This is a genomic window from Arthrobacter sp. 05L45_2 (assembly GCF_056397525.1).
Map to the genome: position 1 here is coordinate 1 of NZ_JBFTNO010000015.1, position 26459 is coordinate 26459.

The 26459-nt window shown below is 68.5% G+C and carries 21 protein-coding genes; 8 read left to right on the plus strand and 13 right to left on the minus strand.

Annotation, left to right across the window (positions count from 1 at the left end; all coding sequences use genetic code 11):
- Positions 1 to 450: 450 nt before the first annotated feature.
- A complete protein-coding gene (locus AC1DHD_RS02455; protein ID WP_476878162.1) occupies positions 451 to 645 on the plus strand; it encodes a hypothetical protein in 195 nt (64 codons plus the stop codon).
- Between the two features lie 915 nt (positions 646 to 1560).
- On the opposite strand, the gene AC1DHD_RS02460 is transcribed toward AC1DHD_RS02455, so the two are convergent.
- The 12 genes from AC1DHD_RS02460 to AC1DHD_RS02515 form a co-directional block, all read right to left on the minus strand.
- The gene (locus tag AC1DHD_RS02460; protein WP_476878163.1) at positions 1561 to 2784 is read right to left on the minus strand and encodes an MFS transporter; all 1224 of its coding nucleotides are present in this window, start codon (positions 2782 to 2784) and stop codon (positions 1561 to 1563) included.
- 42 nt (positions 2785 to 2826) lie between these two features.
- Positions 2827 to 3675, minus strand: coding sequence for a respiratory nitrate reductase subunit gamma (gene narI, locus AC1DHD_RS02465; RefSeq protein WP_476878164.1), 849 nt, complete (start codon positions 3673 to 3675; stop codon positions 2827 to 2829).
- A gap of 2 nt (positions 3676 to 3677) precedes the next feature.
- A complete protein-coding gene (gene narJ, locus AC1DHD_RS02470; protein WP_476878165.1) occupies positions 3678 to 4298 on the minus strand; it encodes a nitrate reductase molybdenum cofactor assembly chaperone in 621 nt (206 codons plus the stop codon).
- Positions 4295 to 5995, minus strand: coding sequence for a nitrate reductase subunit beta (gene narH / locus AC1DHD_RS02475; protein WP_476878166.1), 1701 nt, complete (start codon positions 5993 to 5995; stop codon positions 4295 to 4297). Before narH ends, narJ begins: the two co-directional genes overlap by 4 nt.
- On the minus strand, positions 5995 to 9705 hold the full coding sequence (locus AC1DHD_RS02480) for a nitrate reductase subunit alpha (RefSeq protein ID WP_476878167.1): 3711 nt from the start codon (positions 9703 to 9705) through the stop codon (positions 5995 to 5997). Before AC1DHD_RS02480 ends, narH begins: the two co-directional genes overlap by 1 nt.
- A 95-nt stretch (positions 9706 to 9800) precedes the next feature.
- Positions 9801 to 10550 (minus strand): LamB/YcsF family protein, encoded by a 750-nt coding sequence (locus AC1DHD_RS02485; RefSeq protein WP_476878168.1) that lies wholly within the window; start codon positions 10548 to 10550, stop codon positions 9801 to 9803.
- A complete protein-coding gene (locus AC1DHD_RS02490; RefSeq protein WP_476878180.1) occupies positions 10540 to 11349 on the minus strand; it encodes a hypothetical protein in 810 nt (269 codons plus the stop codon). Before AC1DHD_RS02490 ends, AC1DHD_RS02485 begins: the two co-directional genes overlap by 11 nt.
- A gap of 116 nt (positions 11350 to 11465) precedes the next feature.
- The gene (locus AC1DHD_RS02495) at positions 11466 to 12056 is read right to left on the minus strand and encodes a hypothetical protein (RefSeq protein WP_476878169.1); all 591 of its coding nucleotides are present in this window, start codon (positions 12054 to 12056) and stop codon (positions 11466 to 11468) included.
- A 64-nt stretch (positions 12057 to 12120) separates the two neighbouring features.
- Positions 12121 to 14451, minus strand: coding sequence for a glycoside hydrolase family 65 protein (locus tag AC1DHD_RS02500; protein WP_476878170.1), 2331 nt, complete (start codon positions 14449 to 14451; stop codon positions 12121 to 12123).
- Between the two features lie 69 nt (positions 14452 to 14520).
- On the minus strand, positions 14521 to 15267 hold the full coding sequence (locus AC1DHD_RS02505; protein ID WP_476878171.1) for an HAD family hydrolase: 747 nt from the start codon (positions 15265 to 15267) through the stop codon (positions 14521 to 14523).
- A gap of 231 nt (positions 15268 to 15498) precedes the next feature.
- The gene (locus AC1DHD_RS02510; RefSeq protein ID WP_476878172.1) at positions 15499 to 16509 is read right to left on the minus strand and encodes a LacI family DNA-binding transcriptional regulator; all 1011 of its coding nucleotides are present in this window, start codon (positions 16507 to 16509) and stop codon (positions 15499 to 15501) included.
- Between the two features lie 232 nt (positions 16510 to 16741).
- Entirely contained in the window at positions 16742 to 17359 is a 618-nt protein-coding gene (locus tag AC1DHD_RS02515) for an alpha/beta hydrolase (RefSeq protein ID WP_476878173.1), read from the minus strand.
- Positions 17360 to 17586: 227 nt separating this feature from the next.
- Between AC1DHD_RS02515 and AC1DHD_RS02520 the strand changes: the two genes are divergently transcribed.
- The 6 genes from AC1DHD_RS02520 (at position 17587) to AC1DHD_RS02545 (ending at position 23411) form a co-directional block, all read left to right on the plus strand.
- The gene (locus AC1DHD_RS02520; protein WP_476878174.1) at positions 17587 to 17850 is read left to right on the plus strand and encodes a DUF6458 family protein; all 264 of its coding nucleotides are present in this window, start codon (positions 17587 to 17589) and stop codon (positions 17848 to 17850) included.
- A gap of 836 nt (positions 17851 to 18686) precedes the next feature.
- Positions 18687 to 19538, plus strand: a complete 852-nt coding sequence (locus tag AC1DHD_RS02525; RefSeq protein WP_476878175.1) for a DeoR/GlpR family DNA-binding transcription regulator — start codon at positions 18687 to 18689, stop codon at positions 19536 to 19538.
- Positions 19535 to 20521: a 1-phosphofructokinase family hexose kinase gene (locus AC1DHD_RS02530; RefSeq protein ID WP_476878176.1), complete on the plus strand. Its 987-nt coding sequence runs from the start codon at positions 19535 to 19537 to the stop codon at positions 20519 to 20521. Before AC1DHD_RS02525 ends, AC1DHD_RS02530 begins: the two co-directional genes overlap by 4 nt.
- A 2-nt stretch (positions 20522 to 20523) precedes the next feature.
- Positions 20524 to 22602: a PTS fructose transporter subunit IIABC gene (locus tag AC1DHD_RS02535; RefSeq protein ID WP_476878177.1), complete on the plus strand. Its 2079-nt coding sequence runs from the start codon at positions 20524 to 20526 to the stop codon at positions 22600 to 22602.
- Positions 22603 to 22661: 59 nt separating this feature from the next.
- Complete coding sequence (locus AC1DHD_RS02540; RefSeq protein WP_441402245.1) at positions 22662 to 22940, plus strand: HPr family phosphocarrier protein; 279 nt, start codon at positions 22662 to 22664, stop codon at positions 22938 to 22940.
- A 183-nt stretch (positions 22941 to 23123) separates the two neighbouring features.
- Positions 23124 to 23411 carry a DUF7218 family protein gene (locus tag AC1DHD_RS02545; RefSeq protein WP_476878178.1) on the plus strand — a complete coding sequence of 96 codons (288 nt, stop codon included), beginning with the start codon at positions 23124 to 23126 and terminating at the stop codon, positions 23409 to 23411.
- A 34-nt stretch (positions 23412 to 23445) separates the two neighbouring features.
- Here AC1DHD_RS02545 and ku read toward each other — a convergent pair whose 3' ends face one another.
- The gene (gene ku / locus AC1DHD_RS02550; protein ID WP_476878179.1) at positions 23446 to 24531 is read right to left on the minus strand and encodes a non-homologous end joining protein Ku; all 1086 of its coding nucleotides are present in this window, start codon (positions 24529 to 24531) and stop codon (positions 23446 to 23448) included.
- A gap of 109 nt (positions 24532 to 24640) precedes the next feature.
- Here ku and ligD point away from each other — a divergent pair.
- Positions 24641 to 26459, plus strand: a 1819-nt coding sequence (gene ligD / locus AC1DHD_RS02555; protein WP_476878181.1) for a non-homologous end-joining DNA ligase, incomplete at its 3' end; no start/stop codon positions are given.

Sequence of the window (26459 nt, forward strand, 5' to 3'; positions counted from 1 at the left end):
CTTCAATCTCCGTGCGCCGATCCCCCAGCAGCCGTCCGTCATGCGACTTTCGGCGGTATCGCGGTCTGTTTGCGACCCTATTTGGCGCCGACGCCAAGAATCTAAGGACCCGCTGCCTAGCGGCGCGTGGCGTGTAGCTGAGGCCCGCCAGGCTCCGTGACATGCCTTCCTCCCGGACTGTTTTGATCTCTCTACTCGCCATAGCCGCCGGCTACGCGGTGATCTTCGGAGCCGTGAACCTGCAGCGCCAGACCGAAGGCGGCAGCTTTCATAGGACTGTGGGTCGAATCTGGGTTGTTGCTATGTACGTCGCGGTTCTGACCTCGTTCGGACTCAGGACCATCGAAGGCGGGTCAATTGGCTCCACGCACTCTCGGCGCTGACCGTCTGAACACTGACGGCCAGGACTGCGGGCCATCTCAAAGAAAACATCAAGGCCACCGAAGTTTCATGACCGGAAGCTACTCCGGCCTAATCGGCGCCTTTGTGGGCCTTCTGGCAGTGGCATCGCGCCGCATTTCCCAGCTCGCCATCTATGATCTACCCCTCAGTGGGCTGCTGATCGTGGCCCTCCTCGGCACGGCCGCAATGACACTCTTTGGTATCGCCCAATTCGGCAAGACACAGACGTTCTCAAGCGCTTGAAAAGGGATCCCTAAACGAACGCAAGGGGGACCGCCGGGCCAGATCCGGGTAATACACTCGATGCAAGAAGTCAGCTGAAAGGAAACACGAAATGACCGGAGTTGGTTCGGTATTTAGTCGGGAACCTGGTATCAAGACGTTCTACCTTATTGACGATGCATCTGCCGCAGGGTCCTATGATCTGTTGCAAGATGAAAGGTATTCGACAGTCGTTGATGAACTAATAGCGGGTCGGGATATAAAGGCGATTGAGGTTTACTGCGAGGTTACCGGCGGAAATAYCGCCGAGGGCAAGGCTGCGGTAGACGAATTCCGCTACTTACTCAGCGGGAAGTAGTTGGATTGATTCGAGCCCGGGCGCTTTTCGACAGGCGGCCCGCGACCAACATCACGGCAAACGACGGCGCTGTGCTCAAGCCCCGAGACACGGCCGTCGCCTACCTAGTGGCGGTGCCAGGTAGCCGTGCCGCAAGCCGGTCGTCGAAAGCGCAGCCTGGCAGAAATTCTTCCTTCGGCGCTGTTGCTCGCCTTTAAAGGCACGTTTACCCTGCGCTATGAGATGCACGGTGAAGGTGCCCTAACCGCTACCCTCCGGACCGTCTTTCGTCGGAATTTCTTGGGATCCTCCCGACGGGGCGATTCTCATAACTACGTCTCGAAACCTTTTGGCTGAATCGTTGTATCCGACGTCGGTTATGAGACAGCCATCGGGCAGCCATGACAAAACTCATCCGCATGCACGCGTTTCAACGCGGCAGCAGTCGACCGAGCGGCAGCAGGCAGTTCTTCTGGCCTGAGGAGCACTGCCGGCTGGCCCCCTCCGTTGATCGCGGCGCATCCACCCGCCCCTGCCCATCGGCCGGTCGCGGCAAAGGCATGGGGGCAGCCCGGCGGCTGTCAGACTGGCGGCGCGGCTCAGGCGGGCGCGACCGTGGCCCGGGGCCGGCCGTGCAGGGCGAAGACCGTGAAGGCCAGCGCCGCGAGCGCCGTGACCACCAGCAGGAAGAGCCCGATGGAGTAGCTGTGGGTCGCGGCGTCGTACGTGGCCCCCATGACCAGCGGCGGGAAGTACCCGCCCAGGCCGCCGGCGGCGCTGACCACCCCGCTGATGCTGCCCACCTTCCCGGCCGGGGCCAGCACCCCCACCCAGGCGAACACGCCGCCGGTGCCCAGGCCCAGGGCCGCCGCCATGGCCACGAACGTCAGGCCGGCGGGCACATCGCCGTCGGGCTGCAGGTTCACCACCCAGGCSAGCASGGCGACGCCGGCSAGSGARASCACCACCACGGGCTTGGGGCCGAACCKGTCCGCSAGCACCCCGCCGACCGGCCGCGCCAGCACGGCGGCAAGGGCGAACCCCGCCGTCCGGGCACCGGCGGCGCTCGGATCGAAGCTGTACACGTCCCGCAGGTAGGTGGGCAGATACGTCGCAAAGGACACGAAGCCGCCGAAGACCACGGCGTAGAGGAAACACATCTTCCAGGTGACCGGTGTCTTCGCGGCGTCGAGGAGTTTGGGCAGCACCGGGGCGTAGTTCCGGCTCCAGCCCGGCGCCTCCCGCATCAGGAACCATACGAGCGCCGCCATAACGGCCAGGACCCCGGCGATCAGCAGGTGCGTGGGAAAGTAGCCGATCCAGGCCACAAGCCGCGGGTTCAGGAACGCGGCCAGGGCCGTGCCTCCCATCCCGGCACCGAAAACTCCGGTCGCGAAGCCGCGCCGGGAAGGTTCGTACCAGGCGCTGACGAAGGGGATGCCGACGGCGAACACCGTCCCGGCGATGCCGAGGACCAGGCCCGCGCCGAGCACCAGCGCGAAGGAGCGGATGGTGCCGCCGACGGCCACCAGCAGGATCGGGACAATGGCCGCCAGCAGGACGAAGCTGAACAGGACCCGGCCTCCGTACCGGTCCGTCAGGGCCCCGACGACGATCCGCCCGAGCGAGCCGACGAAGACCGGCATCGCGACCAGGATGCCGGTGGTGGCCGGGTTGAGCTGGAGGTTTTGGGTGTAGAAAGCCCCGAGGGTGGCCACGGAGTTCCACGCCCAGAAGCCGGCCACGGAGGCCGCGGTGGCGAGCACGAGGTTGAGCATCCGGCCGTGCGGGACGGCCGCGGCGGGGTTCGCTGTTCCGGCCACGGGGGCCTCCTTTCGGTGGGGCGGGGACTCGGGCGGGTCCGGTTACCGGTTCCTGGTATCCCGGTCCCGGGTTCCGACGGCGGACCAGCCGCGCCGGGCGGCGGTGCCGGAGGGCCGCGGGGCCCCGGCGCTGTTCCGGCCCCGGGTGCCGCCGGCCGCAACTGGGGCGCGGTCCCGGGACCGGTACACGATGTAGGGGCGGAAGAGGTAGTGGAACGGCGCGGTGAAGGCGTGGACCAAGCGGGTGAACGGCCAGATCACAAAGAGCGCCATGCCCACCAGGGTGTGCAGGTGGAAGGAAAACGGGGCTGCCGCCATCGCCCCAATGTCCGGCTGGAAGATGAACAGCGACCGGAACCACGGGGCCACGGTCTCACGGTAGTTGTGGCCGTGCTCGCCCTCGAACACGCTCGCCAAAGTGGTCCACAGCCCGAACACCAGGGCCGCCGTAAGGACGACGTACATGGTTTTGTCGTTGGTGGTGGTGGCCATAAAAACTGGGCCGGTGGTGCGGCGGCGGTAGATCAGCAGGAGGATGCCGCCCAGTGTGCCCACCCCGGCGATGCCGCCCACCAACAGGGCATTCAAGTGGTAGAACTCCTGGCTCATTCCCACGGCCTGGGTCCACGCCATGGGGATGACCAGGCCGAAGAAGTGCCCGGCGATGACGGCGAGCAGGCCGAAGTGGAACAGCGGCGAGGCGATCCGCAGCAGCCGGGATTCGTAGAGTTGCGAGGAGCGGGTGGTCCAGCCGAACTGGTCGTACTTGTAGCGCCAAACCAGGCCTCCCACCAAAACCACCACCATCACGTACGGCAGGACGCCCCAGAGCACAATGTCCAGGGTGGAAAGTGCGGCTGCCGGGTCGGTCCCGGTCTCGGCTGCGAGCATGGTCAGGCCCCTTTCACGGGCAGCAGGCGCGGGTCGTAAGGGTCCAGGCCCACCGACTCGGCGGGGGGTCCGTAGCCGGCCATCCGCATCACAGCCTGTTCATCCGCGGGCGATTTCCCGGGCAGGGTGGCGCAGATGGCCTGCAGGATCCGGGCGTGCGGGAGCTTGTCACGGAGCAGCCCGAGCCGCAGCATCTCCAGGCTGGCCCGGAACCGGCCCAGCAGGCCGCGGCCGGCGTCGAGGTCCACCAGTGCGGCGAACTCGAGCACCATGGGCAGGTAGTCCGGGAGTTCCCCGTGGGTGTCCACCAGGATGTCGCTTTGCCGGTAGGTCTGCTTGAAGTTCCCCAGCACCTCGCCGCGGTGCCGGGTGTCGCCGTCGGTCCAGTAGGACAGGTGCAGGGCGTGCCGCTTGCCGAGGTCGAACTCGCGGACGTAGTGGGCCTGCACCTCCATCAAGGGCCTCGTTTCCAGCAGGTCCAGCACCTCGGCGAAGTCGGCCACCGCCCCGGGAAACTCGGCGAGTGCGGCCCGCATCAGCGGCACCTTCCCGGTCAGGTCCTCGTCCGGGTAGGACAGGCACCAGGCGGCCGCCAGGTAGACCACCTGCTCGCGGCGGCTCATGGCTGGTCCTCCGCCGCTGCCAGGGTGTCCGGCTCCGGTTCCGGGCCTTTCGGCGGGAAAAGCCCCTGAGGTGCACCCGTCCCGTCCCAGTTCAGCAGGTTAACCCGCCCCCGCAGCGTGGTCTCTCCGGGGGCCGCCCCGGAGGTCTGCCGGTCCCGCAGGGCGTGGAAGGTCTCCACCGCGACGGGCACGGGACGGCCGCTGGCTTCCCCGAAGGGCGAGGAGTCCTGCATGCCGGGGCCGCCGTCGAAGTCCAGCGAGCACCCCATTTCCTCAAGGTCGTGGGCCTGTTCCACGTGCGCCTTGGGAATCACGTACCGCTCGTCGTACTTGGCGATCGCCATCAGCCTGTACATCTCGTACATGCTCTGGCTGTCCATCCCCACGGTTTCGGGGATGGCGTCGTCGGGGTCGTTGCCGAGGCTRATGCCACGCATAAAGGAGCGCATCGCCGCGAGTCTCCGGAGTACCGCGGTGACCCGGTCCGTGTCCCCGGCGGTGAACAGCTCGGCAAGGTATTCCACCGGGATGCGCAGGGCGTCGATGGCGCCGAAGAGGTTGCCGGCGTCCTCACCGTCGTGCCCCTGGTCCCGGAGCAGGTCCACCACCGGCGACAGCGGCGGCACGTACCAGACCATGGGCATGGTCCGGTATTCCGGGTGCAGCGGCAGCGCCACCTTGTAGACCTTCGCGAGGGCGTAGACCGGCGAGCGCCGCGCGGCGTCGATCCAGTCCTCGGGGATGCCCTGCGCCCGCGCCTCGGCCTGCACCGCGGGGTCCTCCGGGTCCAGCAGCACGTCCATCTGGGCGTCGTAGAGTTCCTGCGGGTCGGTGACGGCGGCCGCGGCGGTGACGGCGTCGGCGTCGTACAAAAACAGCCCCAAATACCGCAGCCGGCCCACGCAGGTCTCCGAGCACACCGTCGGCAGCCCCACCTCGACCCGCGGGTAGCAGAAGGTGCACTTCTCGGCTTTCCCGGTCTTGTGGTTGAAGTAGATCTTCTTGTACGGGCAGCCGGTGATGCACTGCCGCCAGCCGCGGCACCGGTCCTGGTCCACCAGCACGATCCCGTCCTCGACGCGTTTGTAGATGGCCCCGGACGGGCAGGAGGCCATGCAGGACGGGTTCAGGCAGTGCTCGCAGATCCGCGGCAGGTAGAACATAAACGTCTGCTCGTAGGCGAACTTGATCTTGTCCTCGGACTCGCGCCGGACCTTTTCCACGATGGGGTCCAGGTGGCCGTGCTCGGCGGAGCCGCCGAGGTCRTCRTCCCAGTTCGCGGACCAGGTGATCTTGGTATCCTCGCCGGTGATCAGGGACTTYGGCCGSGCCACSGGGAAGTCGTCSCCCAGCGGKGCGTCCACGAGGGTTTTGTAATCGTAGGTCCACGGCTCGTAGTAGTCCTTGAGCTCCGGCTGGACCGGGCTGGCGAAGATCCCGAGCATTTTCTTGACCCGGCCGCCGGCTTTGAGCACCAGTTTGCCGCGTTTGTTCAGCACCCAGCCGCCGTGCCACCGCTCCTGGTCCTCGTAGCGGCGCGGATACCCCTGGCCGGGGCGGGTTTCGACGTTGTTGAACCAGACGTACTCGGTGCCGGCCCGGTTGGTCCAGGCCTGTTTGCAGGTCACGGAGCAGGTGTGGCAGCCAATGCACTTGTCCAGGTTCATGACCATGCCCATCTGGGCCATTACACGCATCAGTACTGCACCTCCTGGGACCGGCGCCGGACGGTGGCCACCATGTCCCGCTGGTTTCCGGTGGGGCCAAGGTAGTTGAACGCGTACGCCAGCTGGGCGTAGCCGCCGATCAGGTGCGAGGGTTTGACCAGCAGCCGGGTGACGGAGTTGTGGATGCCGCCGCGCCGTCCGGTGGCCTCGGATTTGGGGACGTCGATGGTGCGTTCCTGCGCGTGGTGGACGTAAACCACCCCGGCGGGCATCCGGTGGCTGACGATCGCCCGGGCCACGAGGACGCCGTTGATGTTCAGGCACTCCACCCAGTCGTTGTCCTTGACCTCGATCGCGGCGGCGTCGGCCGGGCTCATCCAGACCGTGGGTCCGCCGCGGGAGAGCGAGAGCATCAGCAGGTTGTCCTGGTATTCGGAGTGGATGGACCATTTGGAGTGCGGCGTCAGGTAGCGGACCACCACTTCCATGGACCCGTCGCGGCCCAGTTTGGGTTCGCCGAAGAGCCGGTGCATGTCCAGCGGGGGCCGGTAGATCGGCAGGGCCTCGCCGATATCCCGGATCCAGTCGTGGTCCAGGAAGAAGTGCATCCGCCCGGTCAGGGTGTGGAAGGGCTTGAGCCGCTCGATGTTGATGGTGAAGGGYGCGTAGCGCCGGCCGCCGGTCTCCGAGCCCGACCATTCCGGCGAGGTGATGACCGGGACCGGGCCGGCCTGGGTCTGGGCGAAGGTGATGAACTTTTCCTCGGAGCCTTCGGACAGGTCCGCCAGTTTCCGGCCGGTCMGGACTTCCAGATCCTTGAACCCCTGGACGGACAGGGCACCGTTGGTGGTGCCGGAAAAGGCCAGGATGGCTTCGGCCAGCTTCGCGTCGGTGTCCAGCGCCGGCCGGCCGTCGGCGGCGCCGCCGAGCATCACGCCGTTGGCTCGCCGGAGCCGCTCCAACGGGCCGGCGAGTTTGTAGGTGACGTTCTTGACTGTGAAGCCCAGTTTGTCGGCCAGCGGCCCGACGGCGGCCAGCTTGTCCGCGACGGCGGTGTAGTCCCGCTCCACCACGGAGAAAATGGGCATGTTCTGTCCCGGGACCGCCGGGATGGACCTGTCCCGCCAGTCCCGGACCGTCCCGCCGGGCTGGGCGAGCTGGCCGGGGGTATCGTGCTGCAGGGGCACGCTGACCAGGTCTTTGCGGACGCCCAGGTGGGTTTTGGCCTGCCGGGAGAATTCCTCCGCGAGCAGGTGGAAGGTGTCGAAATCCGTTTTGGTTTCCCACGGCGGGTCGATCGCGGGGGTAAAGGCGTGCACAAACGGGTGCATGTCGGTGGAGGAGAGGTCGTTCTTCTCGTACCAGGTGGCCGCGGGGAAAACGACGTCGGAGAGCAGCGTGGTGGAGGTCATCCGGAAATCGGCGGAGACCAGGAGGTCCAGTTTCCCCTCCGGGGCGTGGGCGTGCCATTTCACGTCGCGGGGTTTAAGGACCTCGGCGTTGTCCTCCCCCAGGACGTTGTGGTGGGTGCCCAGCAGGTTCCGCAGGAAGTATTCGTTGCCTTTGGCGGAGGAGCCGAACAGGTTGGAGCGCCACAGCACCAGGGTCCGGGGCCAGTTTTCCGGGGCGTCCACGTCCTCGATCGCGGGGTTCAGGGTGCGGTTCTTGAGGGCCTCCGCGATGTACCCGGGGGTGTCCGCCGCGGTCCCGGCGGCGACGGCGGCCTCGGCCTCGTCCGCGAGGTCCAGCGGGTTCCGGTCGAACTGCGGGTAGAACGGCATCCAGCCGAGCCGGGCGGACTGGGCCATGGCGTCCGCGGTGTGCATGCCGTCCAGGGCGCCGGTGGAGAGCGGGGACTTCAGCGCATCGGCCGAGTAGCCGTCCTGCCGCCACTGGCCGGTGTGCATGTACCAGTAGCCGGTGCCGATCATGGTCCGCGGCGGCCGGGACCAGTCCAGCGCGTTGGCCAGCGAGACCCAGCCGGTGGCGGGGCGGGCCTTTTCCTGCCCGACGTAGTGCGCCCAGCCGCCGCCGTTGCGGCCCAGGCAGCCGGTCAGCATCACGAGCGCCAGGACGGCCCGGTAGGTGGTGTCGCCGTGGAACCACTGGCAGATGCCGGCGCCCATGATGATCATGGACCGGCCCTTGGATTCCTCGGCGTTGCGGGCGAACTCGCGGGCCACCCGGATGCAGGCCTGCGCGGGGACGGAGGTGATCTCCTCCTGCCACGCCGGCGTGTAGGGGGTCCCGGCGTCGTCGTACCCGGCAGCCCAGTCCCCCGGCAGCCCCTCCCGGCCGACGCCGTACTGCGCCAGCATCAGATCGAAGACGGTGGTGGCCAGTTCCCCTTCGAGTTCGACGACGGGTACCCCGCGGCGGAGGACGCTGCCGTTGCCGCCGGCGTCCTCGAAACAGGGCAGCAGGATCTCGGCGCTTTCCCCGGATACCTCGCGGAGGGACAGTGCCGGTTCGATGCCCTCAAGGTCCAGGTTCCATTTGCCCTCGCCGCTGCCGGAGTAGCGGAACCCCATGGAACCGTTGGGGACGGCGGGGCGTCCGGAGGCTTTGTCGAACACAACGGTGCGGAAGGCCGCGTCCTCGGCAAGCGACTCGGCCGGCAGGTCCTGTGCGGTGAGGAACTTGGCCGGGGTGAGGGTGCCGTCCCCGCGCCGTTCCAGCCGGACCAGGAACGGCAGGTCGGTGTACTGCCGGACGTAATCGGTGAAGAAGGGGACCTCGCGGTCGACGAAGAATTCCTTGAGCATCACGTGCCCCATCGCCATGGCCAGCGCGGCGTCGGTTCCGGCCTGGGCGGGCAGCCACTCGTCGGCGAACTTGGTGTTGTCGGCGTAGTCGGGACTGACCGTCACCACCTTGGTGCCGCGGTACCGCACCTCGGCCATCCAGTGCGCGTCGGGGGTGCGGGTGACCGGGACGTTTGAGCCCCACATCATCAGGTACCGCGCGTCCCACCAGTCCCCGGATTCGGGGACGTCGGTCTGGTCCCCGAACACCTGCGGGCTGGCCACCGGAAGGTCGGCGTACCAGTCGTAGAAGGATGTCATCACCCCGCCGATCAGCTGGATGAAGCGGGTGCCCACTGCGTGCGACACCATGGACATCGCCGGGATGGGCGAGAACCCGGCGCAGCGGTCCGGGCCGTAGGTCTTGATGGTGTTGACGTGGGCTGCGGCGGCGATTTCCACGGCTTCCCGCCAGGAGACGCGGACCAGGCCGCCCTTGCCGCGGGCCTGCTGGTAGCGGCGGCGTTTCTCCGGGTCCCCGGCGACGTCCGCGAAGGCGAGCACGGGGTCGCCCAGCCGGGCTTTGGCCTCCCGGTACATTTCGACGAGCACGCCGCGGGCGTAGGGGAAGCGGACCCGGGTGGGTGAGTAGGTGTACCAGGAGAAGGCCGCCCCTCGAGGGCAACCCCGGGGCTCGTATTCGGGACTGTCTGGGCCGACGGAGGGGTAGTCGGTCTGCTGGGATTCCCAGGTGATGATGCCGTCCTTGACGTACACCTTCCAGGAGCAGGAGCCGGTGCAGTTCACCCCGTGTGTGGAGCGGACCACCTTGTCGTGGCTCCAGCGGTCCCGGTAGAAGATGTCGCCCTTGCGGCCRCCTTCCCGGAACACCGCCCTGCCGTCCGCGGTCTGGTCCCACTTCGTGAAGAAACGGCCCAGCTTCAACATTGCATCCGAGGCGGGTCCGTCCAACCCCGCGGCGCCTTCGGCAGTCATGCCCCCAAGCTAGGGGCCACCTATCGGCTTCGATAGGGCCTTACGGCACTGGGGGTCCCGGGGCGTGCGGGCCGCATGAGACCCGCTGCGAGGGCCTAGGCGAAGGGTTCGAGTTCGACGCCGGCCTTCTCCAGGGCGGCGCGGATCGCGGCGGCCACCTCGACCGACCCGGGGGTGTCCCCGTGCAGGCAGATAGAGTGCGGCGTGCGGGTGACCACGGTGCCGTCGACCGCGAGGACTTCGCCCTTGAGGGCCAGCCGGAGCGCCCGTTCGACGATCTCGTCGGGATCCTCAATGACGGATTCCTCCTCCTGGCGCGGCACGAGGCTGCCGTCCGGGAGGTACGCGCGGTCGGCGAAGGCCTCATGGAACACCGGGTTCCCGGCGTCCCGGGCGATGCCCAGCAGCGCCGAGCCTTCCAGGCCGAGGATGGGCAGTCCCGGGTCGTAGGCCTGGATGGCGGCGACGACGGCGGATGCCTGTTCGGTGTCGTGCGCCGTGCGGTCGTAGAGGCCGCCGTGCACCTTGACGTAGTCCACCGAGGCACCCACGGCATGGGCCACGCCGTCGAGCGCGCCCAGCTGGTAGAGCACGGCGCCGAAGAGGTCGTCGAAAGTCATGTCCAGGGAGCGCATGCCGAAGCCGGCGAGGTCGGGGTAGCCCAGGTGGGCGCCGACCCGAACATCGAGTTCGTAGGCGGAGCGGCAGGTGTCCAGCATCGTCACGGGGTCCCCGGCGTGCAGGCCGCACGCGACGCTGGCGCTGGTGACCAGCCGGAACATCGCGGCGTCGTCGCCCATGGTCCAGGAGCCGAAGGACTCCCCAAGGTCAGCGTTAAGATCCAAGGGTTTCGCCTTCCACTACTGGCCCGGCGTCGGCTGTCCCGGTGCCGGGTTTCAGCTCTCCGGGGATGGTCTCCGGCATGGGGCCGAAGGCTTCCTTGGCGTTCTCGACGACGGCGCGCCCCATCATCCGGTTGCCGACGCCGCCCACCACTGCGCCGACGCCAAAGGGCAGCGCCCGGCCCAGCAGCGCGGTGCCCTGGCGCTTGAGCAGGTTCTGCAGGAAGGCCCGCTGGATCCGCTCCCGGACCGACCCGAACCCGATCATCGGCGCACGGCGGGCGAAGAGGGTTCCCCAGGCCTGGGTGGGTCCGCGGCCCTGGCCGGCAGCCTGCCCGCTGAGCGAACTCAGCAGSGCCGTGCCTTCYTCGCCGAGCATGATGGCCATCACCACGGTGCTGGCCTTTTCCGGGTCGACCATCCGCACCCCGTGCAGCTCGGCCAGCGAGGTGGCGAACAGGGCGGTGGCTTCGAGGAATCCGACGGTGGCGGCAGCGGAGAGGCCAAGGGCGGCCACGGTGCCGACGCCGGGGATCACGGCAGAGCCGCCCACGAGGGCGCCGCCGCCGGTGACGGCGGTCAGGTAGTTGCGTTCCAGGATGGCGGCGAGCTGCGCCGCGGTGGCGTGCGGGTGTTTCCGCTGCAGCCGGCGCAGGTTCGCCAGCACCAGCGGCCGCTGGATTTCTACGGCGCGCAGGAGCATGTTGTGGACGCCGGGCTTGGGCTTGCCGTCGGCGTCGAACATGGCGCTGTGGGCGGTCTTCTGGGCAATTTTCATTGCCGGGTTGCTGCGCTTGGCCATCATCGCCTCTCGTGAACCATAAGGGTGCTGAACATTGTCCAGCATTAACTCTAGGCCACACACCATCCGGCCGCTCCGGGACGGCGGCCCCGGGCCCCCGCCGTCGGGCTACGCCGCTAAAGCACCCAGGATTCGGCGAGGGCCAGGAACGCCGAGGACGACGGGCCCAGCGGGCCCGGGCAGACCGCCGGGGCGCCCGGCCATTCCACCCCGAATTCCACGAGCCGGCCGGTGCTGCAGGGCAGGTAGACGTTGCTGAGGGCGGCGCTGCCGGCCCCGAGCTGGAAGTCCGGCGCCGCGAACTTCCTCCGGTCAAGGACGCCGGTGATGGCCAGTTCCGCCTTGGCCCCTGTGGCGCGGAAGCCGGTGGCGGGATCCACCACCACGGTGAACTCGTCGTGGGTGTGGCTGATCCCGGTCAGCGGAAAGCGGGCCGCCTCCGGGAAGAAGCGGGTGAGCTCGGTGGCCAGGGTTTCCGCGAGGGCTGCGTTGGGGCCGTAGCTGCGCCAGCCCTGCAGGGTGGCCACCAGCAGGGCGTTGCCGGCACCCCAGCGCGACCAGTCGGCCTGCCAGAATGTCGCGAAGCAGCTGGCGGCCTCCCCCGGAAGCTGGGCGCCGCCGGCATCCGCCGGGTGCAGCGCCAGCCCGGCGTTGATCCCCACAAAGGCAAGGCTGCGCCGCGCCGGTGCGGTGGCCGTGTTCTCCATGAGAGGAGCCTAACGGGACGGCGCCGCTCCCACCCGCTGGACACGGACGGCGCCGCCGCGGCGGCTAGTTGACGGCGCGCACCACCGGGATGGACGCCGTCGCCGGCCCCGGGAACACTGTGGGTTCGGGGCTCGCGACGGCGTGCAGGGGCACCGTCACGGGGTCGCTGCCCACCGTGAACCGTTCGCCGCGCACCTCGATCTCGAGCGGGGCACCCTCGCGGGTGGTCAGCCGGATTGCGGCGTGGTCCAGTTCGACCCGCAGCAGGCCGCCGCGGAGCTTGAGGTGGAAGGCTAACCCGTCCCATTCGGCGGGCAGCCTCGGATCGAAGTACGGCACCTCACCCTGGTCTCGCAGGCCCGCGAACCCGCTGACCAGCGAGCTCCAGACCCCGCCGGTGGAGGCGATGTGGACGCCGTCGATCGTGTTGCCGTGGGTGTCGTCCAGGTCGATGAACACGGCGTGGGTGAAGTGGTCCAGCGCGGCCTGGCCGTAGCCGACCTCGGCCGCCATGATGCCCTGCACGCAGGCAGACAGGGTGGAGTCTCCGGTGGTGATGGGGTCGTAGAAGTCGAAGGCTCGGCGCTTCTCCTCGGCCGTGAAGTCCTGCCACTGCAGGAACATCGCCAGGACCGTGTCCGCCTGCTTGAGGACCTGGTGCCGGTAGATCACCAGCGGGTGGAAATGCAGCAGCAGCGGGTACTTGGACCGCGGCGTGTCCCAGTCCCACGGCTCCAGGGTCATGAAGTCGTTGTCCTGGGAGTGGACCTGGAGGTCCTCGTCGAACGGGACGTGCATCCGGTTCGCGGCCTGTTCCCAGAGCTCCCGTTCGGCCGGGTCGATCCCCGGGTGGTCCAGCGCCGCGGCCGTGCGCAGGTTAAAGCGGGCCATAACGTTGGTGTACAGGTTGTCGTTGACGACGGCGGTGTATTCGTCCGGGCCCGTGACGCCATGGATGTGGAACAGCCCGTCCTTGCCAAAGAAGCCCAGGGAGGCCCACATCCGGGCCGTCTCGATCAGCAGGTCGGCGCCGAGGGTTTCCTTGAACTCCGCGTCCCCGCTGGCCCAGATGAAGCGGTTGGTGGCGAAGGCGATGGCGGCAGCGATATGGAACTGTGCCGTGCCGGCGGCGTAGTAGGCGCTGGCTTCCAGGCCGTTGATGGTGCGCCAGGGGAACAGGGCGCCGTCCACACTGAGCTCCTTGGCGCGGACCCTCGCTTCGGGCAGCAGCTCGTGGCGGAACTCAAGGACCTGCCGGGCGTTGCCCGGGTTGGTGTAGGTCAGGTAGGGCAGCAGGTACACCTCCTGGTCCCAGAAGTAGTGCCCGTCATAGCCGGAGCCGGACACGCCCTTGGCCGGGATGCCGGCCACGTCGGCGCACGCCGTGGCCTGGGCCAGCTGGAAGAGGTTCCAGCGGATGGCCTGCTGGAGTTCGTCCTGGCCGCCCACCACAATGTCGCTGGTGGTCCAGTAGTCGCGGTAGTGCGCCGCGCTTTCGGCGAAGATCTCGGCCACCGGCAGCAGGGACCGTTCGGCGGTGTCGGCCAGGTCCTCGTCCGCTGAGCGTCCCACCGCGTAGCTGACGCTCTTCTCCAGGAGGAACGGCACCTCCGGGCTGACGGCCAGGACGTAGCGGACACTGCTGTCGTCCTGGTCCGTCTGGGTGTCGAAGGGCTGCACGCCGGCGGAGGTCCAGTGATCCACGGCCATGCCGAGCCGCTGCTTGGACTCGGCCGCTTCCCAGGCGAGGCGGAGCGAGCCGTCGGAGCCGTCCAGCCGCAGCGGAAGCAGCACGCGGCCGGCGTGGCGGCCTGCGCGGCGGGGATCGTGCGCGGAGTGGTCCTCCACCGGCTGGTCCTGCCGGTTGACCACGGCCGAGGTCACATCCGCGGAGATGTCCCGGTCGGCGGCGACCTCAAGGGAGATGCCCAGGGCGCCGCGGGCCTGATAGCTCACCGCACGCCGTTCCGTGGTGGTCACCGTGGCGCCGGAGCGGCACTGCCAGACGATCCGGCATTCGTAGACGCCGGTGGCAAAGTCCACGCTGCGCCGGTAGTCCAGCACGGTTGATTCCTCGAGGCTGAGCATCTCGCCGTCGATGACCACCACAAAGTTGTTGGCGTCCGGGACGTAGAGGATGCGCTGGCCGGTGCGGGCAAATCCGTACGCGTTTTCCGCGTGCTTGATGTCCCAGATCTCGTGGAAGCCGTTGATGAAGCTGCCCGGAAGTTCGGCGTCGGCGGCGGCCCAGTGGGCGCCGCGGATGCCGAGGTGGCCGTTGCCCAGGCTGAACAGGGTCTCCAGCGTTCCGGCGTTGCCCGGCAGGTGGACGGTTTCCACGAGCTGCCAGGGGTCATTGGGGAACCTGGCGCGGTCCGAGGTGATGAGAGCCATGGTTGGGGTCCTTTGGCGGTGACGGTTGTGCGGGTAGGTGCGGGTGGGTGTTGCCGGTGATCTGGCGGGCTAGAGCAGCTCGGCCAGGTCGTTGACCACGAGGGTGGCGCCGGCGTCGAGCAGGGTCTTCCGCCCGGCTCCGCGGTCCACGCCGATGACCGAGTGGAAGCTCCCCGCGCTTCCAGCCTGGACACCGGAGACGGCATCTTCGACGACGACGCATTCCTCGCTGGGAAGCCCCAGCAGCCGCGCCGCGTACTGGTAGGTGTCCGGGTTCGGCTTGCCGGGCAGGCCTTCGGATACCGCGACGACGCCGTCCACCACCACCGGGAAGTAGTCCGACAGGCCGGCGGCCTTGAGCACCGGGACGGCATTCCGGGAGGAGGAGACGACGGCGAGTTTCAGGCCGCGCTGGAGCGCCGCTTCAATGAAGCGCAGCGAGCCCTCGTAGGGCTGCACTCCGCCGGCGGCAACGATGTCGTTGAAGACCTTGTTCTTGCGGTTGCCAAGGCCGTGCACGGTGTCGTGCGCGGGGTCGTCATCCGTCGGGCCCTCGGGCAGCACAATGCCGCGCGAGGCCAGGAAGTCACGGACGCCGTCGAAACGCGGTTTGCCGTCGATGTGGTCGAAGTAGTCGCTCTCGCGGTAGCCCTGCGCTTCCGGGACGGTGGCGAGGAAGCCGTCGAAGAGTTCCTGCCAGGCGCGTTCGTGCACCACCGCGGTGGGGGTCAGGACGCCGTCGAGGTCGAACAGGATGGCGGTGGCGCCGGCCAGCACGTCGGCCGTGCCGGGGGCGCTGTTGGAAATCTCAGTCATGGGGCGGAGGTCCTTTCAGACGGTCGCATGGATCGTGTGTGGGAAATGATGGGCGGGGCCGCCGGGGCGGGGCGGCCGGTGGCCGGTGGAGGCTGCGTTGCCGGGCTTGCGGGTTTCTGCCGGGACCGGCTGCGGACGACGGCGGTCCTGCTGCCGGGCCGGGGTCCCGGCCCGGGTCACGGCCGGGAGTCCGGGATGCCGGAGCGGGCCGGCGGTCCGGGCTGGCGGAGATCAGCGTCGGCGTCGGGTACTCCTGCGCTCGATCAGCTTGGTCTCCAGCAGGTGCGTGGCCGGCGGATTCGGCAGCCCGGACCGGTGGAGCCGTTCGATCAGCAGGTTGGCTGCGAAGGCCCCCTGGTCGGCCACCGGCTGCGCGATGGTCGTCAGCCCGAGGAACCAGCTCATTTGATGGTCGTCTATACCAATGATGGAGACGTTTTTCGGTGCTGACAAACCGAGATCCCGCAGGGCCATGAGCGCGCCAAACGCGGTTTCGTCGCAGCCGGCGAACACCGCGGAGGGCATCCGGCGGTTTTCGATCAATTCCGTCATGGCCCGACGCCCGCCCTCGATGCTGGATTCGGCGTCGAGCACCAGGTCCGGATCCACGGTGAGCTCGTGCTCCGCCAGGGCCCGCTCGAATCCGCGCCGCCGGGCATCGGCCGTGTCCACGGACCGCTCCCCCGGTTCCCGTCCGGCCAGCATTGCCAGGTCCCAGTGACCCAGGCCGAGCAGGTGCCCGGTGGCCCGGCGCGCCGCTTCTTCGTTGTCGATTCCCACGTTGTCCCACGGGACGCGGTTCATGCCGACGCTCGCGACGGCGAGGCCGGAGGCTTCCAGCGCGGCGATCTCATCGGCGTCGAGGGCCACATTGAGCAGCAGAACCCCGTCGACGCGCTGGGCGAGCCCGGCCAGGTCGCCGAAGATCTTGCGCTGCACACTGGGCCGGTTGCGGAGGCTGATGAGCACGGTGTCGAAGCCGCTGTCCGCGAACACTTCCTCGGCGGCCTCGACGGCCTGCGCGAAGAACCACGCGGTGGCGGTAGGGGCGATGATGGCCACGGCACCGGTGGTTCCCCCGGCGAGCCTTGCAGCGGCGGAGGATGCCTTGTAGCCGAGCTTGGCGGCGGCGTCGGCGACCTTGGCCTGTGCCTGTTCGGACACGTTGGGCAAGTCCCGGAGGGCGCGGGAGACGGTGCAGATGGAAAGCCCGGAGAGGGCGGCGACGTCCTGGATTGTCACGCGTGGAGCCTTAGCCATGCGACACGGGCCTGGACCTTTCTTCCCCCTGGAGTAGTGGGCCGGATCAAAATGGCCAAAGTAAACTGTAAACGCTTATAAATTCGCTTCGCAAGTGGTGGCGGCCGTTCCCGGGGTGAATTCTTTTGGGGCCAGCGGGCCCGGGTTCGCGCGGCCCGCCGGCCCGACTGCTGGGGCGGCGCGGGAGCTCAGACTGCTGGGACGGAGCGGGAGCTCAGCCCAGTACGTAGTGGCGCAGGAACGCGCCGACGTCCACGAGTTCGGCACGGGAGATCGAATGCCCCATCCCGGGGTAGCTGCGGGCCGTGAGCTGGGTGTTCAGGTCCAGCCACTCCTTGGTGTGCGCGGTGGCGTCGTCGTTAATCACCGGATCGTTCTTGTCCCGGCCCCAAAAGAACGGCGGCCGCGTGCTGAACGATTCGCTCATCGCCAGCAGCTCGTTGTCCAGCACAAAGCCGGACAGCCCGACGACGGCGCGGAATCCCTCCGGCCTGAGCCGCAGCAGGGTGCTCGCCATGGCCATGCCCTGGGAATAGCCGAGCAGGGTCACGCTGCTGTGCCGGGCCTTGACGCCGTCGATCCAGCTGAAGACGGAGTTCGTCGCAGTGATGACGTCGGCAAAGTCGTGGGTGAGAAAGTAGTCCAGCAGGAACCAGCCGTAGTCGTCGCCGATCACCTTGGGTCCGCGCAGGGCCGCGCAGGTGAACTGCGGCGGGAGGCTGGGGAAGAGCTCCGCCATCCGGGTTTCGTCCGTGCCGTAACCGTGCAGCATCACCAGCAGCGGGGTCCCCGCCCGTTCGGGCTCCGGCTTCGACCAGATGACAGTGTCCATGCGGCAAGCCTAGCCAGCGGCAGGACCGGGCGCCGGAATGCCGGAGCCGGCGGGCCGCCGGGGCTCGAAGCACCCCGTCCCCGTCGCGCCGGCACCCCGATTACGCCCGGTTTTCCGGCGAGGCGGGGCCAAAATCGTTGAAACGACACGTACCGGGCTGTAGCGTGACGCTCGTCAGCATGCTTAGCACCACCTATCGGTCCTGACCGGACATCAAGGAGCAAGTCATGAGAATCGGTTCCTCCATCTTCCTCATCGCCATCGGCGCCATCCTCGCCTGGGCCATCTCGCCAGGATTGATTCCCAATGTGGACCAGACCATGATCGGCTACATCCTTATGGTGGTCGGCGTCATCGGGCTTGTCGCGTCGCTGATCCTCGCTTCGCCGGGCCGCAGCCGCACCCGCCGCGTGAGCGAAACCCGCTCCGTCGTCGACCCCAACACCGGCGAGACCATCACCCGCAACGAGAGCCGCGACGCCGGCATCTGATCCGCCGCGCTTTCACGCCAGGCTGGCGGCTCCGGCCGCAAACACACCTCGAACTGACCCGCACGCCGGGCCGGACCAGCAAGGTCCGGCCCGGCGTCCGGCGCTTAACGGACCCCGCGAAACCAACCAGCACCTTCCCGCGGCATCGCGAGCTCACGGGCCCGATCCCGGGATGGACATGCCCATCTCCCGGCACAAAGGCTGGACATAACCCATATATGTCCACCCCCTAGGCCAACCAATGGACATGCCCATCCCGGCCGGCCTCTAGAAACGGACATGTCCATCCGGCTGTCCCAAGGAACCGACATGTCCATCGGGCGGCGCGGAGATTGAGCATGTTCATTGCTGCGGGCCGGGAATGCGCATGTCCGCAGGCCAGGGATGCGTATGCCCGAGGAGTGCGCCGAAGGATGGACATGCCCATCTCTCGTCACGACGGTTGGACATAGCCCGTATATGCCCACTCCTCGGGCCAAACAATGGGCATGTCCATCCCGGTTCGCCCCGAGGAATCGACATGTCCATCGGTCGGCGCGGAGAACGGGCATGTCSATTGCTGCGGGCCGAAGAATGGGCATGTCCGCAGCCCAGGATGTGCATGCCCAAGGGGTGGGCCGAACGATGGGCATGTCCATCCCGGCACCCCACGGATGGGCATGTCCGTCCGGCGCGGAGGGGCCCGTTCTGTGTTCCTGTTGTTTTTCATTGACAAAGCCACAAGAACACAGATAAAGTCAATCAATTCCACTTAGCTGTGATGGGGGTCACCGAAGCCGGGCGGAAGGAGCAGCATCCGAACCAGCATTCGCAGTAACCGTCGCAATGGAGGGCACGTGTTCGCCGAGGAACGCCAGCAATTGATCGTGGAGCTCGTCGCTGCCAGCGGCCGGGCCAGCGTCACGGACCTCGCCGAGCGTTTTAGCATCACCACGGAGACGGTCCGCCGCGACCTGGCCGCCCTTGAGATCGCCGGCACTGTCCGCCGGGTCCATGGCGGCGCGGTGTCACCCGAGCGGATCAGCACCACCGAGGAAAGCATCACCGAGCGCACCATCCAGCGGCCGTCCGAGAAGACCCGGATCGCCCAGGCCGCCCTCGCGCTTATCCCGCAGGGCCGCTCCGGCAGCATCCTCATCGACGCCGGCTCCACCACCGAAGTCCTCGCGGAACTCCTTGCGGCCCGCACGGCCGGCGGCCGCTCGACAACAGGCACGGCAGCAGCCGCCGGAACCACGGCGCCCGCATCAACCCAGTCCCCCGGCGACGGCGAGCTCGTGGTCATCACCCACGCCCTGCCCATCGCGGGGAAGCTTTCCGGCGAGGCGGGGATCGGGCTGCACCTGTTGGGCGGGAAGGTCCGCGGGCTGACCCAGGCCGCCGTTGGGCAGTCCACCGTGGAAGCCGCCCGCCGGATCCGGCCCGACATCGCCTTCGTCGGCACCAACGGCATCTCCGCAACCTTTGGACTCAGCACACCCGATCCTGAAGAAGCAGCCGTCAAGGCCGCCTTCGTCCAATCAGCCCGCCGCATTGTGGTGCTGGCCGATTCCACCAAGCTGGACGCTGAAACGCTGGTCCAGTTCGCCTCCCTGAARGATCTGGACACCGTGATTACAGACTCCCAACCGAGCCCGGACCTCGCCGCGGCACTCGCGGACGCCGGAGTGGAGGTGGTGGTCGTATGATCGTCACCTTTACGGCCAACCCCAGCCTGGACCGCACCGTGGCCCTGCCCGGACCGCTGCTCCGGGGCGAAGTCCAGCGCGCCGTTTCCGTCCGGCAGGAGTCCGGCGGCAAGGGCGTCAACGTCTCCCGCGCCCTGGTCGCCTCCGGCCTGAAAACCATCGCCGTGCTTCCGGGCGCGGAGGCGGACCCGGTGCTGGCCGGGCTGCGGGACACAGAGGTACCGTTCGCGGCCCTGCCCATCGGGGAGCCGCTGCGCAGCAACGTGGCCCTCACCGAGCCGGGCGGCGTGACCACCAAGGTCAACGAGCCCGGGCCGGTGCTGAGCGGGGAACAGCAGGAGGCCCTGATCGGGCTGTTGCTGGATTCCTCCCGCGGCGCCAGCTGGGTTGTCCTGGCCGGTTCCCTCCCGCCGGGTGTTCCGGCCGACTTTTACGCCACCGTGACCCGGCGGCTGCGTTCCCTGCACGACGGCTCAGAGGCACCCCTCGTCGCCGTCGACTCCTCCGGCGAACCCCTCGCCGCCGCGGTCTCCGGGGACGCCCCGGGGAAACCGGACCTGCTCAAGCCCAATGCCGAGGAACTGGTGGAACTGGCTGCCGCAGCCGGCTTCGCCACCAATAAGTCCGCCGAGGAACTCGAGGCTGACCCGGAGGCTGCCGCGGCGGCCGCCGGCGCCCTCGTCCGTTCCGGAGTGGGCGCCGTACTCGCAACCCTTGGTTCCAAGGGTGCGGTGCTTGTGACGGCCGACGGTGCGTGGCTCGCCACGCACCCGCCGGTCAAGGCGGTCAGCACGGTCGGCGCCGGCGATTCGTCGCTTGCCGGCTACCTGCTCGCCGCCAGCCAGGGCGCCGCCCCGGCCGATTGCCTGCGTCAGGCGGTGGCCCATGGTGCCGCCGCTGCTTCCCTGCCCGGGTCCACCGTCCCGGCAGTGCACCAAACAAACCCCGCCGCCGTAACCATCACGGCCCTGAAGAAGGATTGACAGTGACCCAGCTCATTACTACCGAACTGGTCGAGCTCGACCAGAATCTGGGCAATACGCCCGAGGACGTGATCCGGCACCTGGCAGGCAGAGTTGCGGCCACCGGACGCGCCACCGAAGTCGAGGGGCTTTTTGCCGACGCCTTCGCCCGCGAGTCCAAGACCGCCACCGGCGTGCCCGGCGGCATCGCAATCCCGCACTGCCGTTCGACGGCGGTCTCCGAGGCCACGCTGGCCATGGCCCGGCTGTCCCGGCCCGTTGATTTCGGCGCCAAGGACGGCCCCGCCGACCTCGTCTTCTTCATCGCGGCCCCGGAAGGCGCGGACCAGGAGCACCTGAAGCTCCTCTCCAAGCTGGCCCGTTCGCTGATCAAGAAGGACTTCACCGGCGCCCTGCGCGCCGCCGGCACGCAGGCCGAGGTGGTGGAACTGGTCGAGGGCGCCCTGGCGGACAAGCCGGCCAGCCACGCCGCCGATGTCCCGGCCGACGCCGCACCCGCCGCCGGTGCAGCAGCCACCGCCGGGGCCTCCGGCACGGCCGCCGCCTCCGGCACTGCTCCGCGTGCCAAGCGCCTGGTCGCCGTCACGGCCTGCCCCACCGGCATCGCGCACACCTACATGGCCGCCGACTCGCTGGTGGCCGCGGCCCGGGAAGCCGGCGTGGACCTGCAGGTCGAAACYCAGGGGTCCTCCGGGGCCAAGGCACTCGACCCCGCCGTCATCGCCGCTGCCGACGCCGTGATCTTCGCYGTCGACGTCGACGTCCGCGGCAAGGAGCGCTTCGCCGGCAAGCCCGTCATCAACGCCCCGGTCAAGCGCGGCATCGACGAGCCCGACAAGATGGTCCAGGAGGCCCTCGCCGCCGCGGACAACCCGCACGCCCGCCGCGTCCCGCACTTCGGCGCGGAGGAACAGGCCGAGCATGAGGCCGAGGAAAAGGGCGAGCACATCGGCCAGAAGCTGAAGAAAGCCCTGCTCACCGGCGTCAGCTACATGATCCCGTTCGTCGCAGGCGGCGGTCTGCTGATCGCCCTCGGCTTCCTGATGGGCGGCTACCTGATCACGAAGTACGCGGACACGATCGTTGTCCAGAACAGCCTCTTCAACCTCCCCACCGAGTTCCCGGACAACGCGTGGGGACCGCTCGGCGCCTACCTCGGCGCCGTGCTGTTCAAGATCGGCGCACTGTCCCTGGGCTTCCTGGTGCCGGCACTGGCCGGCTACATCGCCTACGCGATCGCTGACCGTCCCGGCATTGCTCCCGGCTTCGTCGCCGGTGCGGTCGCAGGGTTCATGGGCGCCGGCTTCCTCGGCGGCATCGTCGGCGGCCTGCTCGCCGGTTACATCGCCCTCGTGATCGGCCGCCTGCAGGTCCCCCGCTGGCTGCGTGGCCTGATGCCTGTCGTCATCATCCCGCTGCTCGCCTCGCTCGTGGCCTCGGGCCTGATGTTCCTGATCCTTGGCGGCCCGATCGTCGCCATCACCAAGGGCCTGAACGCCTGGCTGTCCGGCCTCACCGGCGCCGGCGCGATCGCCCTCGGCGTGATCCTGGGCCTCATGATGTGCTTCGACCTCGGCGGACCCGTCAACAAGGTCGCCTACTCCTTCGCCGTCGCCGGCCTGGGCGCGGCGTCCCTGGACAACCAGGCACCGTGGCAGATCATGGCGGCCGTTATGGCCTCCGGCATGGTGCCGCCGCTGGCCATGGCCCTCGCCTCCACCGTCCTGAACAAGAAGCTCTTCAGCCTCGCCGAACAGGAAAACGGCAAGGCGGCCTGGCTGCTCGGGGCATCGTTCATCTCCGAAGGCGCCATCCCGTTCGCCGCGGCCGACCCGCTGCGCGTTATCCCGGCCAGCATGGTGGGCGGCGCCGTCACCGGGGCCATCTCGATGGCCGCGGGGGTCGGATCCAAGGCCCCGCACGGCGGCATCTTCGTCTTCTTCGCGATCGATAACTTCCTGATGTTCGTCGTCTCGATCGCGGTGGGCACTGTGATCACCGCCCTGTCCGTGATCGCCCTCAAGCGCTGGGCAGTCAAGAAGACCGTTGATACGGTTGAACCGGTTCCAGTAACCGTCTGAGCCGGTCCGCGACAGACCTTCCCAAGCTGATAATCCCAAGCTGAACCCARGGAGCAACAATGACCGAACGTAACGCCACCATTGCCAGCCGCGTGGGGCTGCAYGCCCGCCCGGCCGCCATCTTTGCCGAGGCTGCAGGCGAGTTCGATCTCGACATCACCATCGCCCGGCTCGGCGAGCCGGAAGATGAGGCCATGGACGCCGCCAGCATCCTGTCCCTGATGAGCCTGGGCGCATCGCACGGCGAAGTTGTGGTGTTGCGTGCCGAGGGCGACGGCGCGGACGCCGCCCTGGACCGCCTCGTCCAGATTCTCGAGACGGACCACGACGCCGAATAGCAGCACCGTCCGGCGCCAGCGCCCGGACACCTAACGGTGCACGAAGGCCCGGCCACCCCCGACGAGGGATGGCCGGGCTTTTGCGTTGCTTGTCAGTACCCGGTGGCCCGGCTAGTTTGGAAACGCGCGGCGGCACCGTCCGCCGGCCGTCCAGATGGTCCCCGGCCGAAGGAGATGACAGCAATGCCCACGAAGAAGGGTGAGCCCCAGGGTTCTGAAAGCCCGAGCATCAAGGACCCGGAAGTCTACGAAGCCCTGCTGACGGACGGCGCATCGAAGCAGAAGGCGGCCCGCATTTCCAATGCCGCCGCTAAACGTGGCCGTTCATCGGTCGGCCGCAAGGGCGGGAAGTCAGGCGACTACGAGGACTGGACGGTCCCGCAGCTGCGGGACAAGGCCAAGGAGATCGGGCTCAAAGGCTACTCGGCCAAGAACAAGAGCGACCTCATCTCCGCCCTGCGGAACTCCTGAGCCGATGACGGCGCGGCCGCGGGCGGACCCGGGTTCAAGCCCCCTTGCGCGCCTCCCCCTTGGCGGTGCTGCTCTTGGCTGCGGCGCCCGCCTTGGCCGTGCTGGTCTTGGTGGCGCTGCTCCTGGCCGTGCCGCTCTTGGCGGCGGCGGTCTTGGTGGCCGGCTTGGCTCCCGCTTCCTTCGGGGCAGCCTTCGCCGTGGCCTTCACGGCGGCCCGCGGGGCAGCCTTGGCCCGGGTCGCTTTAGCCGGCGCAGCCTTCGCCCCGCCGTCGTCCGCAGCGCCAGCAGCGCCGCCGTCGGCGTCGTCGGCAGTCCGGGTGCCGGCGCCCGCCGCACCCCGCTTCCGCTCGATGCTGCGCTTCAGCGCGTCCATCAGGTCGATCACCTCGCCGGATCCGGCCTCCGCGGCCGGTGCGCCGAAGGTCTCCTCGGTGTCCAGCGATTCGCCCTGGTCGATCTTGGCGTCGATCAGCTGCCGCAGCTGCAGCTGGTAGTCGTCGGTGAACTGCTCGGGCTCGAAGTCGGCGGCCATCGAGTCCACCAGCGCTGCGGACATCTCCCGTTCCTGGGCCGAGATCCGCACGCTGGTTTCCAGCGCCGGGAAGTTCGCCTCACGCACCTCGTCGGCCCAGAGCAGGCCCTGCAGCACCAGGACATCGCCGCGGATCCGCAGCGCGCCCAGCCGGGTCTTCTCCCGGAGCGCGAACTGCACGATCGCCACCCGGTCGGTGTCCTCCAGCGCCCGGCGCAGCAGCACGTAGGCCTTGGGCGACTTCGCGTCCGGCTCGAGGTAGTAGCTCTTTTCGAAGGTCATGGGGTCCAGCTGCTCGGCCGGCACGAACTGCACCACCTCGATCTCGTGGCTGTTCTCCGCGGGGATCGATTTGAGCTCCTCGCGGCTGAGGATCAYGGTCCGGCCTTCGTCCTCGTAGGCCTTGTCGATGTCCTCGTAGTCAATGATCTTGCTGCAGACCTCGCAGCGCCGCTGGTAACGGATCCGCCCGCCGTCGGCGTTGTGAACCTGATGGAGGCTGATGTCATGGTCCTCGGTGGCGCTGTAGACCTTCACCGGCACGTTGACCAGGCCGAACGCGATGGCGCCTTTCCAGATGGCTCTCATGGCTCAAGTGAACACCAGAGCCGCCCGGAGGTGAAGTCTTTTGGCTGAGGGCAAGCAGCGCGTACGGGTCGAAGGCAGGGAACTGGTCCTCACCAACCTGGACAAGGTGATGTATCCGGAGACCGGAACCACCAAGGCCGATGTGCTCGCGTACTACGCCGCCGTGGCGCCGGTGCTGATTCCGGCCGCGGCAAACCGGCCGGCCACCCGGAAGCGCTGGGTCCACGGCGTGGGAACCGCGGCGGCGCCGGGCGAGATGTTCTTCCAGAAGAATCTGGATCACTCCGCGCCGGGGTGGGTGCCGCGCGCCTCCATCACGCACAAGGAGCGGACCATCCAGTACCCGCTGGTCAACGACGCCGCCACGCTCACCTGGCTGGCCCAGATCGCGGCGCTGGAAATCCATGTTCCGCAATGGCGGGTGGATTCGCACGGCAACGCCATGCCGCCGGACCGGTTGGTGCTGGACCTGGACCCCGGCGACGGCGCCGGCCTGGCCGAATGCGTGGAAGTGGCCGTCCTGGCCCGGAGCATCCTGCAGGACGTCGGCCTGGATCCGGTCCCTGTCACCAGCGGCAGCAAGGGCATCCACCTCTACGCCGCGCTGGACGGGGCCCAGAGTTCGGATCAGGTCTCGGACTTCGCCCACGAGCTCGCCCGCGCCCTGGAAGCGGACCACCCGGACCTCGCCGTGAGCGACATGAAGAAGACCCTGCGCACCGGAAAGGTGCTGGTCGACTGGAGCCAGAACAACGCGGCGAAAACCACCATCGTGCCGTACTCGCTGCGCGGCAGGCTCCGGCCCACGGTCGCCGCGCCCCGGACCTGGCGGGAGCTCCGCTCACCGTCCCTGCACCACCTCGACTACCAGGAGGTGATGAAGCGGCTCAAGGCCGGCAAGGACCCCTTCGCAGCCATCTCGGGCGCCCCGCACGGCCCTTCCCCGACCTCCCCGACGGCGGCCGGCGGCTACCAGGGCATCCCCGCCGGCACCCCCGGCGACGCCAGCGGCGGTGACACCGACCCCCGCCTGGAAACGTACCGCGCCAAGCGGAACGCATCCGCCACCCCGGAACCGTTCACGGCAGAGCAGCACCGCGGCAATGGCGACGGCGACGGCAACGGCGGGACGTTGCGGGAGAGCTTCGTTATCCAAGAACACCACGCCAGCCGCCTGCACTTCGACTTCCGGCTGGAGCGCGACGGCGTACTGGTCTCCTGGGCGCTGCCCAAGGGGGTCCCCACCACCAAAGCCAAGAACCACCTGGCCGTCCAGACCGAGGACCACCCGATGGACTACGCCGCCTTCGAGGGGACCATCCCGAAGGGCCAATACGGCGCGGGCACGGTCAGCATCTGGGACAGCGGGTACTACGAGTGCGAGAAATGGATCGCCGGCAAAGAGGTCATCGCCACCCTCACCGGCCGGGAGGACGGCCCGCTGGGCGGCACCCGGCGTTTCGCCCTGATCCACACCGGCCAGGCCAACGACCAATGGCTCATCCATCTCATGGACGCCCCCGGGCACGACCAGCACCCGGCCCCGGCCCGCCCGCAGTCAACGACGGCCCATGCCCAGCCGGCGAGCGCCGCACCGGACCCCGCCGGGCTGGCACCGATGCTGGCCAGCGCCGGAACCCGCGCCGACCTGCCCGGCAAGGACTGGCAGTTTGAACTGAAGTGGGACGGCATCCGGGCGCTGGTCCTGGGCGACTCGGAGCGGATCCGGCTGATCAGCCGCAACGGCAACGACATGACCGCCAGCTACCCGGAACTCACGGACCGTTCCTGCTGGCCGCCGCAGGACTTCGCCGCCGACGGCGAGATCATCGCCGTCGGGCCCGCCGGCAGACCGGACTTCGGACTGCTTCAAGGCCGGATGAAGCTGACCAAGGCCGCCGACGTCGCCAAAGCCCGGGCCGCAACAC